Source organism: Mesorhizobium sp. B2-4-19 (genome assembly GCF_006441315.1).
In the GTDB taxonomy this organism is placed as follows: Bacteria; Pseudomonadota; Alphaproteobacteria; order Rhizobiales; family Rhizobiaceae; genus Mesorhizobium.
On record NZ_VFUV01000005.1, the window covers coordinates 123330 to 135594 of the forward strand.

The following is a 12265-nucleotide window of genomic DNA, read 5'->3' on the forward strand; positions in this document are numbered from 1 at the left end:
CATGGCCGCCTACAACTACATCCACGACGGCACGGCGATCTACGAGCGCTCCTTCGCCATCATCCGCGCCGAGGCGGACCTTTCGCGCTTCTCCGAAGCCGAGGCCGATGTCGCCATTCGCATGATCCATGCCTGCGGCCAGGTCGAAGCATCGAGCCATTTCGTTTTCTCGCCCGACTTCGTCACCGCCGCTCGCAGGGCTCTCGCCGCCGGCGCGCCGATCTTCTGCGATGCGGAAATGGTTTCGCACGGTGTCACCCGCGCCCGGTTGCCGGCCGGCAACGAGGTGATCTGCACACTGCGCGACCCGCGCACGCACGACATTGCCAAGGAGATCGGCAACACCCGCTCCGCCGCCGCGATCGACCTGTGGGGCGAACGCATGGCCGGCTCCGTCGTCGCCGTCGGCAATGCGCCGACTGCACTCTTCTATCTCCTGGAGAAACTGCGCGACGGCGCACCGAAGCCGGCGGCCATCATCGGCATGCCCGTGGGCTTCGTCGGTGCCGCCGAATCGAAGGATGCGCTGGCCGAGAATTCCTATGGCGTGCCCTATGCCATCGTGCGCGGCAGGCTCGGCGGCAGCGCCATGACCGCCGCCGCGCTCAATTCCCTGGCGAGGCCCGGCCTGTGAACGCGCTTCCCAAAGGCAAGCTCGTTGGCGTCGGCACCGGTCCCGGCGACCCCGAACTGTTGACGCTGAAGGCCGCGCGTGCCTTGGCCGAGGCCGATGTCGTCGCCTATTTCGCCAAGCGCGGCAACAACAGCAATGCGCGCGCCATCGTCGAGGCGCGCTTCCGGCCGGATATGCTGGAACTGCCGCTGCTCTATCCCGTCACCACCGAGATCGACAAGGATCACGACGACTATCGCTCGCAGATCACCGGTTTCTACGAGGAGTCGGCGCAAAAGGTCGCCGAACATCTCGAAGCAGGCCGAATGGTTGCCGTCCTGTCCGAAGGCGACCCGCTGTTCTACGGCTCCTACATGCATCTGCATGTGCGCCTCGCCCATCGTTTCCCGACCGAGGTCATTCCCGGCGTCACCGCTATGTCCGGCTGCTGGTCGCAGACCGGTGTGCCGATCGTCCAGGGCGATGATGTGCTGGCCGTGCTGCCCGGCACGATGAGCGAATTCGAGTTGACCCGTCGGCTGGCCGACACCGATGCAGCCGTCATCATGAAGGTCGGCCGCAACCTGTCCAAGATCAGGCGTGCGCTGGAAGCCACCGGCAAGCTGACCCGCGCCGTCTATGTCGAGCGCGGCACCATGGCGGGCAGCGTCTCGATGAAGCTCGCCGACAAACAGGACGACAAGGCGCCCTATTTCGCCATCATATTGGTCGCCGGCTGGTCCGGCCGGCCCGGGGCGTTGGGAGTGCAAGCATGAGCGGCCGTCTCACCGTCATCGGTCTCGGGCCCGGCAATGCCGATCAGGTCACCCCTGAAGCCAGCCGCGCCGTGGCCGAAGCGAAATTCTTCTATGGCTACAAGCCCTATCTCGACCGGCTCGAACTGCGCCCGGACCAGACTCGTGTCGCGTCCGACAACCGCGAGGAACTCGCCCGCTCCAAGGATGCCTTGATCAAGGCCGCCGAGGGCCATGACGTCGCCGTGGTTTCCGGTGGCGATCCCGGCGTCTTTGCCATGGCGGCCGCCGTCTGCGAGGCGATCGAGGCCGGCCCGGCCGAATGGCGCGCGGTCGATGTCGCCGTCGTGCCTGGCATCACCGCAATGCTCGCTGTCGCCGCCCGTATCGGCGCGCCGCTCGGTCATGATTTCTGCGCCATTTCGCTGTCCGACAATCTGAAGCCGTGGGAGTTGATCGAACTGCGTCTTCTGGCGGCGGCCGGCGCCGGCTTCGTCATCGCGCTCTACAACCCGATCAGCAAGTCGCGCCCCTGGCAGCTTGGCCGCGCCTTCGAGTGCCTGACCGCGATCCTGCCCGGCACCACGCCAGTCATTTTCGGCCGCGCCGCCGGCCGTCCGGACGAGCGCATCGAGGTTTATCTGCTGGCCGATGTCGACGCGCAAAAAGCCGACATGGCGACCTGCATCATCATCGGCTCGCCGGAAACCCGGATCATCAAACGCGGCGACAAACCGGCGCTGGTCTACACGCCACGCTCGGCAGCAGGCTCGACGAAATGATCGACCATCGCGGCGAGCTCATCGACGGTTTGAGCCGAAGGCACCTCCGGCAGATCAGACCTGCGGACCATGACCACCTCGATGCCAAGCGCTCGCGCGGCGGCAATCTTGCCGTACGTGGCGGCGGCGCCGCTGTTCTTGGAGACGACCACGTCGATGCGATGCCTTTCGAGCAGCGCGCGTTCTTCCGCCTCGTCAAACGGCCCGCGCGCCAGCAGATAGGTCGCATCCGGCACGGCCAGCGGCGGCTCGACCGGATCGACGCTGCGAATGAGGTAGTGATGCCGGGGGCCTGCTTCGAAGGCAGCAACCTCTTGCCGGCCAAGCGCCAGGAAGGCGCGACGCGGCGCCGGGCCAAGCGCTCGCACGGCATCGCCTGTTGTATCGACCAGCGTCCAGCGGTCGCCTTCGACTGGCTCCCAGCCGGGGCGGCGCAAGGCAAGGATCGGCACACCGATCAGCCGCGCCGCTTGCGCGGCATTGGCGGAGATTCGCGCCGCGTAAGGATGTGTGGCGTCGATCAGCAGATCGGTGGCGGTCTCCCGGAGATAGGCGGCCAGCCCCTCGGCGCCGCCAAAGCCTCCGCTTCGCACGGGCACGCCTTGCGCGATCGGGTTTTCCGTGCGGCCGGCCAGCGACAGCGTGACCGAGGCGCGTACCGCCAGTTTGCCGGCCAGTTGCCGGGCTTCCGTGGTGCCGCCGAGGATCAGAATGCGGTGGGTCATCATGCCTGCTGAAAGTTCGCCCGGCGCCAGGCCGGAATGGCTGACGGTGATCGGCATCGGCGAGGACGGTTTAGCGGGTCTCGGCGACGAGGCCAAGCAGCGGATTGCCAAGGCGGAGATCATCTTCGGCGGCAAGCGGCATCTGGCGCTGGTCGCGTCCTTCGCCAAGGGCGAGCCACGGCCCTGGCCGGTGCCATTCGATGCCGGGATGGCCGATGTGCTGGCGCTTGCCGGCAGAAACGTCTGTGTGCTCGCTTCCGGCGATCCTTTTTTCCACGGCGTCGGCGCCACCCTCGCCCGCAAGGTCAAGCCGCGGGAGATGCATGTCATCCCCGCGCCGTCGGCGGTTTCGCTGGCGGCCGCCCGCCTTGGCTGGGCGCTGCAGGATATCGAGATCGTCTCGCTGCATGGCCGGCCGCTCGACCTGATCCGGCCGCTGCTGCAGCCCAATGCGCGCATCCTGGCGCTGACGTCGGATGCCGAAGCGCCTGATGCAATTGCCCGCCTGCTCACCGAACTCGATTTCGGCGCCTCGCGGTTAACGGTTCTTGAGGCGCTTGGCGGGCCAAACGAGAACCGGCGCGCCGCCCGCGCTGATGCCTTCGACCTCGAAAACATCAATCCGCTCAACGTGCTGGCCATCGAAATTGATTCGAATCCGCAAGCCCGCGTCTTGCCGCTCACGGTTGGTCTTGCCGACCACCTGTTCGACCATGACGGCCAGATCACCAAGCGCGAAATCCGCGCCATCACCCTGTCGTCGTTGGCGCCGAGGCGTGGCGAATTGCTGTGGGACATCGGCGCCGGCTCGGGCTCCATCGGCATCGAATGGATGCTGGCGCACCCCTTGATGCGCACGATTGCCATCGAAGCCGATCCGGGCCGCGCCGCCCGCATCCACCGCAACGCCGCCGCCTGTGGCGTTCCCGGCCTTGTCGTGGTGGAAGGCAGCGCGCCCAAGGCGCTGGCCAGACTGGACACGCCGGACGCGATCTTCATCGGCGGCGGCGGCAGCGATGCCGGCGTGTTGAACGCCGCCATCAAGGCGCTGCGTTCCGGCGGCCGGCTCGTCGCCAACGCTGTGACGCTGGAGATGGAAGCCTTGCTTCTCGCGCAGCACACAAAGCTCGGCGGCGACCTTACCCGGATAGACATCTCTCGCGCATCTCCGGTCGGCTCGATGCAGGCCTGGCGGCCGTCAATGCCGGTCACCCAATGGAGCTGGGTGAAGCCATGATGGTCGCAGGCATCGGCAGCCGCAAAGGCGTGAGCGTTGAAGATGTGCTTGCCTCGATTGAAACCGCTCTCGAAGCGCATGGGCTGGCCATGACGGCGCTTTCCGCACTGGCAACTGCTGCACCGAAGAGGGATGAAGCGGCGATTGCCGCCGCCGGCCGCGCGTTGAGCCTTCCGCTCATCATCGTCGATGACGCGGCCCTTCGGGGCGTCTCGGGGGAAACACTGAGCCACTCCGACCTGTCGCAAGAAGTCGCCGGCACGCCCTCGGTTTCCGAAGCATCCGCCCTTGCCGTGGCCGGTGCCGGCGCGAAGCTGCTTGGCCCCCGCATCGTGCTCGGCCCGGTCACCTGCGCCATCGCCATCAGCGGAGACGCCCCATGACCGTTCATTTCATCGGCGCCGGTCCGGGTGCCGCCGACCTCATCACGCTGCGCGGCGCAAGGCTCCTGGCAAGCTGCCCGGTCTGCCTGCATGCCGGCTCGATCGTCTCGCCTGAATTGCTGCAGCACTGCGCGTCGGGGACGAAACTGATCGACACCGCGCCGATGTCGCTCGACGAGATCGAGGCGGCCTATGTCGACGCTCACAAATCGGGCCATGATGTCGCCCGCCTGCATTCCGGCGACCTGTCGGTGTGGAGCGCCGTTGCCGAACAGATCCGCCGGCTGGAAAAGCACGGCATCCCCTACACGCTGACGCCGGGCGTGCCCTCCTTCGCGGCCGCGGCCGCAGCACTTCGCCGCGAGCTGACCATTCCCGAAGTCGCGCAAAGCCTGGTGCTGACCCGCGTTTCCGGACGTGCTTCAAAAATGCCGCCGGGCGAAACGCTGGCCGGCTTCGGCCGCACCGGCGCCACCCTCGCCATTCATCTTGCCATCCACGCCATCGACCGCGTCGTCGCCGAATTGACGCCGCATTATGGCGGCGATTGTCCGGTGGCGATCGTCTTCCGCGCCTCCTGGCCGGACGAGCGGGTGCTGACCGGTACGCTGGCCTCCATCGAGGCCCGGCTTGCCGCCGATCCGATGGAGCGCACCGCGATCATCTTCGTCGGCCGCTCGCTGGCAGCGGAAGGTTTTGGCGAAAGTTCATTGTACGACGCCCACTATCAGCGGCGTTTTCGCGGACGGGACGGATTGTGAGCGGCAACACCAAAAACAACGGCGGCAACGCGACGCTCGAACAGGCCTTTTCGCGGCTGAATTTCAAGCCGCGCCCGCTGGAGCCGGGCCATGTCTGGCTGGCCGGGGCCGGCCCCGGCGACCCCGGCTGCCTGACGCTGGAAGTGCTGGCGGCCTTGGCCGAAGCGGATGCGCTGGTCTACGACGCTCTGGTCTCGCCTGACGTCGTCGCCGTTGCCGCAAGCGCCGAGCTGTTCTTTGCCGGCAAGCGCGGCGGCCAGCCGTCGATGAAGCAGGATGACATTACCGCTCTGCTTGTCCGGCTGGCGCGCGAAGGCCGCCGCGTTATCAGGCTCAAGGGCGGCGACCCCTATATTTTCGGCCGTGGCGGCGAAGAAGCCCTGGCGCTCGCACGCGAAAACATCCCCTTCCGCGTGCTGCCGGGCCTGACATCCGGCCTCAGCGCGCTCGCCGCAACCGGCATCCCGGCCACTATGCGCGGCATCAACAAGGCTGTGATCCTGGCGACCGGCCACGCCGCTGGTACTGACGACGACATCGACTGGGCGGCGATCGCCCGCACCGGCCAGCCAGTCGTGGTCTATATGGGCATGGCCAATCTGCCGCTGATCGCGGCAGCCCTGCTCGACGGCGGGCTGGCACCGTCGACGCCCGCGGCGGTGATCGTCGCCGCCACCACGCCGCAGGAGCGGACCGTCGTCGCCACGCTCGCCACCATCGCCGAGGAGGCGGCCGCCGCCGGGCTGACCTCGCCGGCGCTGATCGTCGTCGGCGGCATCGTCGCCATGCGCGCCGCATTGACGGGGCAGGCATGACCGCCCGCGCCATCATCATCGGCGCGCCACGCTCCGGCTCCGGCAAGACCAGCGTCACCATCGGCATCTTGCGCGCGCTCACCCGGCGCGGCCTGAAGGTGCGCGGCGCCAAATCCGGCCCCGACTATATCGACCCCGGCTTCCACACCGCCGCCACCGGCCTGTCCGGCGTCAATCTCGACAGCTGGGCGATGCCGCCGTCACTGCTCAATGCGCTGGCCGCGCAACAGGCCGACGACACCGATTTCGTCATCCTCGAAAGCGCCATGGGCCTGTTCGACGGCATTCCGGCCGCGCCGGGGCGAACCGGGTCTGCCGCCGACCTTGCCCGGCTCTACGGCCTGCCGGTGCTGCTGGTCCTCGACGTGTCGGGCCAGTCGACCACGGCGGCTGCTGTCGCCAAGGGGTTCGCCACCTACGATCCGGATGTGCGCATGGCCGGCGTCGTGCTCAACCGGCTGGGCAGCGAACGCCATCGCCGCCTGTCCGGCGACGCCATCGAGGCGATCGGCCTGCCCGTTGTCGGCGCCATTTTACGCGACCCTACGCTGAACTTGCCCGAGCGCCATCTCGGCCTGGTCCAGGCCGGCGAGTATGATGATCTGATGGCGCATCTCGACCGGCTGGCCGACATGGCGGAGAAATCGCTCGACCTCGATGCCGTGATGAGGCTGGCGACGCCCCTCGCTCCGGCGGCCGGCGATTTTGGCGATGCGCTGCGGCCGCCCGGTCAACGTATCGCGCTTGCCGAGGATGCCGCCTTCACTTTCCTTTACCCGCATGTCGCCGCCTATTGGCGCAAGGCCGGCGCGGAGATCGTTCGGTTCTCGCCGCTTGCCGATGAGGCGCCCGACGACAGCTGCGATGTCTGCTGGCTGCCCGGCGGCTATCCCGAGCTTCACGCCGGCAAGCTTGTCGCGGCTGCGAATTTCCATACCGGAATGGCGCGTTTCGCCGCGACCAGGCCCGTCCATGGCGAGTGCGGCGGCTTCATGGTGCTTGGCGAAGCGCTGGAGGATGCTGCCGGCGAAACGCATCGCATGCTCGGCCTGCTCGGACACGCCACCAGCTTCGCCAAGCGAAAGATGAATCTCGGCTATCGCGAGGCGCGGCTGCGCGCCGATTGCCTGCTGGGGGCTCAAGGCGCGCTGATCCGCGGCCATGAATTCCACTATGCGCAGATGATGGCCACCGGCAATGACGAGCCTCTGGCCGACCTTGCCGACGGCCAGGGCAATCCGATCGGCGCTTCCGGCTACCGGCGTGGTCGTGTCAGCGGCACCTTCTTCCATGCGATAGCGAGGGCCAGCGCGTGAAGCTCCCGAATTTGACCCTTTCACCCCGGCAAATCCTCGACGACGTCGCGCTTTGCCTGATCTTCTTCACCCGCCTGCCCCTGCCCGACCTCGACTTTCGCGGCCGCGGCCTTGCCGCCGCGATCTGGGCCGCACCGGTCGCCGGCCTCGTCATCGGCTTGATCGGCGCCATCGTCTTTGCCACGGCGGAACGATTCGGCCTTGCCATGGGACCGGCGGCAGCACTTGCCCTAGTGGCAACCGTGATCACCACTGGATGCCTGCACGAAGATGGACTGTCCGACGTCGCGGACGGCTTTGGCGGCGGCAAGTCGCGCGGCCGCAAACTCGACATCATGCGCGACAGCCGCATCGGCGCCTATGGCGCCATGGCGCTGGCCCTATCGCTGCTGATCCGCTGGAACGTGCTTTCGGAACTGGTTGATCCCACTCAGGCGCTCTTTGCCCTTGTTGCCGCGCACGCGGCCTCGCGTGGCGTGTTGGGCGCCTTCATGCACCTTTTGCCGCCGGCGCGCTCCGACGGCCTCTCGGCCGGCGCCGGCACCGTCTCGCTTGAAACCGCGATCGCCGGCGCCGTGCTTGGCGCGATCCCGCTCCTCTTGCTCGGGGCCGGCGGCGCCATCGCCGCGCTGATCCTGCTCGGCCTGTTCTTTGCCGCCTTCCACGCCCTTTGCCTCAACCAGATCGGTGGCCAGACCGGCGACACGATCGGCGCCTTGCAGCAGGTCAGCGAAATCGCGGTGCTTCTCGTCGCTTCCGTCGCGCTTTCCTGATTCCCCCTGACCTGATTCCCTTTCGGAGACCTTGCCCCCATGCCCTTCAAATCCCTCGATGAATTGCGCGCCGCCTGCCTCGACCTGCCTGTCGGCAGCGATACAGCCGCCAAAGCCGTTGCCAGCCGCCAGGATACGCTGACCAAGCCGCAAGGCAGCCTCGGCCGGCTGGAAACCATCGCCGCCTGGCTGGCGCGCTGGCAGGGCCGCGACATGCCCAGGCTCGACCGGGTAAAGGTCTTCGTCTTCGCCGGCAATCACGGCGTGACCGCTCAAGGCGTGTCGGCCTATCCCTCCGAGGTGACCGTGCAGATGGTGGCGAACTTCGCCGGCGGCGGTGCCGCCATCAACCAGCTCGCCCGCATCGCCGGCGCCGAACTCGATGTCATCCCGTTCGACCTCGACCATCCCACCGGCGACTTCACCCAAGTGCCGGCAATGGACGAGAAGGCCTTTCTCGCCGCTGTCTCGGCGGGCTATGACGCCGTAACGAAAGACCTCGACCTGGTCTGCGTTGGTGAAATGGGCATCGGCAACACCACGCCGGCGGCCGCCATTTCGGCGGCGTTATTCGGCGGCGGGGCGGAAAAATGGACCGGGCGCGGCACCGGCGTCGACGATGCCGGCCTGAAGCGCAAGGTGGTCGCCATCGAAGCCGGCCTGAAGCGGCACGCCGCAGCCCTCGCCGATCCGTTGGGCATCGCCGCGGCACTCGGCGGGCGCGAACTCGCCGCCATCCTCGGCGCCACGCTGGCCGCCCGTCATTTGGGCATACCCGTGCTGCTCGATGGCTTCGTCTGTACGGCTGCTGCTGCCCCGCTGGCCAGGCTGCATCCGACTGGCCTCTCCCACACCATCGCGGCTCATGTTTCGGCCGAATCGGGCCACCGCAGCCTGCTCGAAGCGCTCGGCCTGCCGCCGCTGCTCGATCTTGGCATGCGGCTCGGCGAAGGCTCCGGCGCCTGCCTCGCCGTCAACGTCGTCCGCTCGGCGCTGGAGTGCCATGCGAGGATGGCAAGCTTTGCCGAGGCGGGGGTGTCGGAGAAGTAGACGCCGGCTCCGTTGCGGACAACGCCAAGCACAGACGCCGGTGTGATCGGCATCTTCCTACTGTTCGGATTCTGGAATAGATTTGGAGGATGAAAAAGCTTCATACCGTTGCAGCTGCAGTGTCTATCGCCGTAGCGGTTCGCTGTTGTGCTTCGTCACAGCGGATATTCAACTTATGGCCCGATCGACACTGCCATTTTCGTTGTTTTCCTGGTCTTCTTCTGGTGGCTCATCAGTGATTTCTCGGGCAGCAAAGGCGAAATTGATGCCAACGAAGCTGCAAGCGTGGAAGAGAGCGTCGGTTTTCGATTCGGCAGATTTCTGAGCCGCATTTTTCGACGCGGTTAGATCGCCACCAGGACCAAGTACCGCTGCCGGTTAAAGGACCGCGGTCACGCGCATGGCCCCGAGACACGCCAAACGCATCTCGCTTTCAGGGTCTTTCCACCAAGTCTTCTAGGAATTTGGTGGGTGCGCACAGGATTGAACTGTGGACCCGCTGATTAAGAGTCAGCTGCTCTACCAACTGAGCTACGCACCCACTCGGCCGGCAAAAACCGGCGTTGGCGGGCATATAGCCGCCACCATCGGTCATGTCTAGCCCTGCCGGAATCATTTCCCGACAAATCGACTCGAGCATGATCCCGAAAAGTGGAATCCGGTTTTCGGAAGAGATCATGCTCATACAAAAAGACGGAGCCCCATCCCGATTCCATCGGGATGGAACAGGCTCCGGCCCTTCTTGCGATCAGACGAACAGTCTGCCTTCCGCCACCTTGACCGCATGGCCGCCAATGCGCGCGGAGGCCAGTTTTCCGCCCTGCACGGTCAGTTCCAGGCGGATGCGTGACGGCCGGCCCATCTCCAGCCCCTGCTCGATCCACAGCTGCGAAACACCATCCGTGGGAGCATCGAAATGCATGATGGCGCCGGCGAAAGCGGCCGCTGCCGAACCGGTCGCCGGATCTTCATAGGAAGGCGTGCCCGGCACGATCATGCGCACATGGAAGGCGCTTTCATGGTTCATCGTCTCGCGGCAATAGACATAGGGGCTGGCGAAGGCCCAGTCGCTCTTGCGTGGCGCCAGTTCCGACCAGGCCTGGTTGTCCAGCCGGATGCGGCCCGCCGCTTCGAGATTGGCGACAGGAATGGTCACATAGGGCACGCCCGCCGACCAGAAGGCGACGCGGTGATTCTCGAAGCCGATCTCATGCGGCGCCAGGCCGAGGGCGGCGCCGATCGCCTGTGGATCGGCCTCGAGTTTCAACGGCTCCGGCAATTTCGCCAGGTCGAATTCGGCGAAAGCGGCGCCGTCATGCCTGCTGACGGCGCAGCGCACCGGGCCGATGTTTTCCTCCAGCACGAAGATGCCGGCCCCGCTTTCGCCATCCAGGTCGGCCAGCGCGATTGCCGAACCAACTGTCGGGTGGCCGGCGAACGGCATTTCATAGTCCGGCGTGAAGATGCGGATGCGGTTTTTATGCTTGGGATTGTCCGGCGGCAGCACGAAGACCGTCTCGGACAGGTTGAATTCGCGCGCGATGGCCTGCATCGCTACCGTGTCCAGACCCTTGCAATCCAACACCACGGCCAGCGGGTTGCCGGCCAGTCGCACGGTCGTAAACACATCGTAAAGCAAGTAATTCCGGGTTTGCATTCCTGCCTCAATCCCAACATGGGCGAAATTTAATTTGATATTTGAGCCGGTAACCCTGATCTGTGCACAGATAGGGATATTACGCATCATAGGGGTCCGACGTGGACCAGATTGTCAATCTGCCAAAGACGGAATCGGATTCCGCCATCGAGACGGCGCTCGGGCTCGACAAGAAGGGGCGGAGCAAGACGCGCCGACGTGGCTGGCTCTATGTGTTGCTAACCCTGATCGTGCTCGCCGCCGTTCTTGGCCTTTACCAGTGGTATGCGGGCACGCCCGCCGCGATCGATTACACCACGGTGCCGGCCGCCAAGGCCGACCTTACCGTCCAAGTCTCGGCGACGGGCACGCTGCAGCCGCTCACCCAGGTCGATATTTCCAGCCAGCTCTCCGGCATCATCCGCTCGGTCTCGGTGAATGAGAATCAGCAGGTGAAGAAGGGCGACGTGCTGGCGGCCCTCGACACCACCAAGCTGCAGGTGCAGATCGAGCGCGCCGAGGCTTCCGCCAAGGGCGCGGCCGCCAATGTCGAGGACGCCACGGTGACGCTCGCCGAGAACGAGAGCGCGCTGGTGCGCGCGGCCGCCTTGACCAAGCGCGGCATGGCGACCGACCAGTCGCTGGAGGCGGCGACGGCGACGCGCGACCGCTCGAAAGCTGCGCTTGATAGCGCTCAGGCCAATCTCGCCATCGCCAATGCCGATCTGAAATCGCAGCAGACCGACCTTGCCAACAGCACCATCTATGCGCCGATCGACGGCATCGTGCTGACGCGCTCGGTCGACCCCGGCCAGACGGTCGCCTCCTCGCTGCAGGCGCCGGTGCTGTTCATCATCGCCGCCGATTTGCGGAACATGGAGCTGGTGGCGGCGGTCGACGAGGCCGATATCGGCGCCGTCAAGACTGGCCAGCATGCGCGCTTCACTGTCGACGCCTTCCCGGAGCGGCCGTTCGACGCCGAGATCCGCGACATCTCCTATGCCTCGGTCACGACGGACGGCGTCGTCACCTACAACGCGCGGCTCGAGGTCGACAACAACGAGCTGTTGCTGCGCCCCGGCATGACCGCCACGGTTTCGGTCGTCACAAGACAGGCCAAGGATGTGTTGACCGTGCCCGCCAGCGCCTTCCGCTATCGCCCGACGCAGCAAGCAGCCCGCGCATGGAGCTTCAGCGACCTGTTCACCGGCCGCATGGGCCGTCCGGGCGGCAATCGCCAGCGCCAGGTCGCAACGGCCCCTACCGACGGCTCGCGCACACTCTATGTGCTCGAGAACGGCCGGCCGCATGCGGTGAACGTCAAGATCGGCTCGACCGATGGCGAACTGACCGAGATCACGTCCGGCCTGGAGGAAGGCGCCCAGGTCATCACCGCCTCGCAGCTGCGGAGCTGAGGCC

13 protein-coding genes and 1 tRNA gene are annotated in these 12265 nt (G+C 66.2%); 11 read left to right on the forward strand and 3 right to left on the reverse strand.

The features are described 5' to 3' along the window. Position 1: 1 nt before the first annotated feature. Genes FJ546_RS11180 through FJ546_RS11190 form a run of 3 tightly spaced genes read left to right on the forward strand, consistent with a single transcriptional unit; the run spans position 2 to position 2150 of the window. Positions 2–634 (forward strand): precorrin-8X methylmutase, encoded by a 633-nt coding sequence (locus FJ546_RS11180; protein WP_140889384.1) that lies wholly within the window; start codon positions 2–4, stop codon positions 632–634. Further along, positions 631–1389, forward strand: a complete 759-nt coding sequence (locus FJ546_RS11185; protein ID WP_140889385.1) for a precorrin-2 C(20)-methyltransferase — start codon at positions 631–633, stop codon at positions 1387–1389. The genes FJ546_RS11180 and FJ546_RS11185 overlap by 4 nt, the downstream gene beginning before the upstream one ends. Then, positions 1386–2150 (forward strand): precorrin-3B C(17)-methyltransferase, encoded by a 765-nt coding sequence (locus FJ546_RS11190; protein WP_140889386.1) that lies wholly within the window; start codon positions 1386–1388, stop codon positions 2148–2150. The genes FJ546_RS11185 and FJ546_RS11190 overlap by 4 nt, the downstream gene beginning before the upstream one ends. On the opposite strand, the gene FJ546_RS11195 is transcribed toward FJ546_RS11190, so the two are convergent. Next, on the reverse strand, positions 2114–2875 hold the full coding sequence (locus tag FJ546_RS11195) for a cobalt-precorrin-6A reductase (protein WP_140889387.1): 762 nt from the start codon (positions 2873–2875) through the stop codon (positions 2114–2116). The two genes, FJ546_RS11190 and FJ546_RS11195, sit on opposite strands and share 37 nt — an antisense overlap. A 1-nt stretch (position 2876) precedes the next feature. Between FJ546_RS11195 and cbiE the strand changes: the two genes are divergently transcribed. From cbiE to cobT, 7 genes are read left to right on the forward strand one after another with little or no spacing between them, the layout of a single operon-like run. After that, a complete protein-coding gene (gene cbiE, locus FJ546_RS11200; RefSeq protein ID WP_140889388.1) occupies positions 2877–4112 on the forward strand; it encodes a precorrin-6y C5,15-methyltransferase (decarboxylating) subunit CbiE in 1236 nt (411 codons plus the stop codon). Further along, positions 4109–4495 (forward strand): cobalamin biosynthesis protein, encoded by a 387-nt coding sequence (locus FJ546_RS11205; protein WP_140889562.1) that lies wholly within the window; start codon positions 4109–4111, stop codon positions 4493–4495. Before cbiE ends, FJ546_RS11205 begins: the two co-directional genes overlap by 4 nt. After that, on the forward strand, positions 4492–5256 hold the full coding sequence (gene cobM / locus FJ546_RS11210) for a precorrin-4 C(11)-methyltransferase (RefSeq protein WP_140889389.1): 765 nt from the start codon (positions 4492–4494) through the stop codon (positions 5254–5256). Before FJ546_RS11205 ends, cobM begins: the two co-directional genes overlap by 4 nt. Continuing rightward, a complete protein-coding gene (gene cobA, locus FJ546_RS11215) occupies positions 5253–6071 on the forward strand; it encodes a uroporphyrinogen-III C-methyltransferase (RefSeq protein ID WP_140889390.1) in 819 nt (272 codons plus the stop codon). Before cobM ends, cobA begins: the two co-directional genes overlap by 4 nt. Continuing rightward, complete coding sequence (locus tag FJ546_RS11220) at positions 6068–7387, forward strand: cobyrinate a,c-diamide synthase (protein ID WP_140889391.1); 1320 nt, start codon at positions 6068–6070, stop codon at positions 7385–7387. The genes cobA and FJ546_RS11220 overlap by 4 nt, the downstream gene beginning before the upstream one ends. Next, on the forward strand, positions 7384–8160 hold the full coding sequence (gene cobS / locus FJ546_RS11225; protein ID WP_140889392.1) for an adenosylcobinamide-GDP ribazoletransferase: 777 nt from the start codon (positions 7384–7386) through the stop codon (positions 8158–8160). The genes FJ546_RS11220 and cobS overlap by 4 nt, the downstream gene beginning before the upstream one ends. Positions 8161–8199: 39 nt before the next feature. Then, positions 8200–9210 (forward strand): nicotinate-nucleotide--dimethylbenzimidazole phosphoribosyltransferase, encoded by a 1011-nt coding sequence (cobT, locus tag FJ546_RS11230; RefSeq protein WP_140889393.1) that lies wholly within the window; start codon positions 8200–8202, stop codon positions 9208–9210. Between the two features lie 465 nt (positions 9211–9675). On the opposite strand, the gene FJ546_RS11235 is transcribed toward cobT, so the two are convergent. Beyond that, positions 9676–9751, reverse strand: a tRNA-Lys gene (locus FJ546_RS11235). A gap of 207 nt (positions 9752–9958) precedes the next feature. Continuing rightward, entirely contained in the window at positions 9959–10867 is a 909-nt protein-coding gene (locus FJ546_RS11240; protein WP_140889394.1) for a PhzF family phenazine biosynthesis protein, read from the reverse strand. Positions 10868–10968: 101 nt separating this feature from the next. Here FJ546_RS11240 and FJ546_RS11245 point away from each other — a divergent pair, with 101 nt between their 5' ends. Further along, a complete protein-coding gene (locus FJ546_RS11245) occupies positions 10969–12261 on the forward strand; it encodes an efflux RND transporter periplasmic adaptor subunit (protein WP_140889395.1) in 1293 nt (430 codons plus the stop codon). Positions 12262–12265: the final 4 nt, after the last annotated feature.

Bases quoted from the DNA above. Each gene is read 5' to 3' on its own strand.
- FJ546_RS11180 (WP_140889384.1), top strand. From the start codon at position 2: ATGGCCGCCTACAACTACATCCACGACGGCACGGCGATCTACGAGCGC.
- FJ546_RS11190 (WP_140889386.1), top strand. From the start codon at position 1,386: ATGAGCGGCCGTCTCACCGTCATCGGTCTCGGGCCCGGCAATGCCGAT.
- FJ546_RS11195 (WP_140889387.1), bottom strand. From the start codon at position 2,875: ATGACCCACCGCATTCTGATCCTCGGCGGCACCACGGAAGCCCGGCAA.
- cbiE (WP_140889388.1), top strand. From the start codon at position 2,877: ATGCCTGCTGAAAGTTCGCCCGGCGCCAGGCCGGAATGGCTGACGGTG.
- FJ546_RS11205 (WP_140889562.1), top strand. From the start codon at position 4,109: ATGATGGTCGCAGGCATCGGCAGCCGCAAAGGCGTGAGCGTTGAAGAT.
- cobM (WP_140889389.1), top strand. From the start codon at position 4,492: ATGACCGTTCATTTCATCGGCGCCGGTCCGGGTGCCGCCGACCTCATC.
- FJ546_RS11220 (WP_140889391.1), top strand. From the start codon at position 6,068: ATGACCGCCCGCGCCATCATCATCGGCGCGCCACGCTCCGGCTCCGGC.
- cobT (WP_140889393.1), top strand. From the start codon at position 8,200: ATGCCCTTCAAATCCCTCGATGAATTGCGCGCCGCCTGCCTCGACCTG.
- FJ546_RS11240 (WP_140889394.1), bottom strand. From the start codon at position 10,867: ATGCAAACCCGGAATTACTTGCTTTACGATGTGTTTACGACCGTGCGA.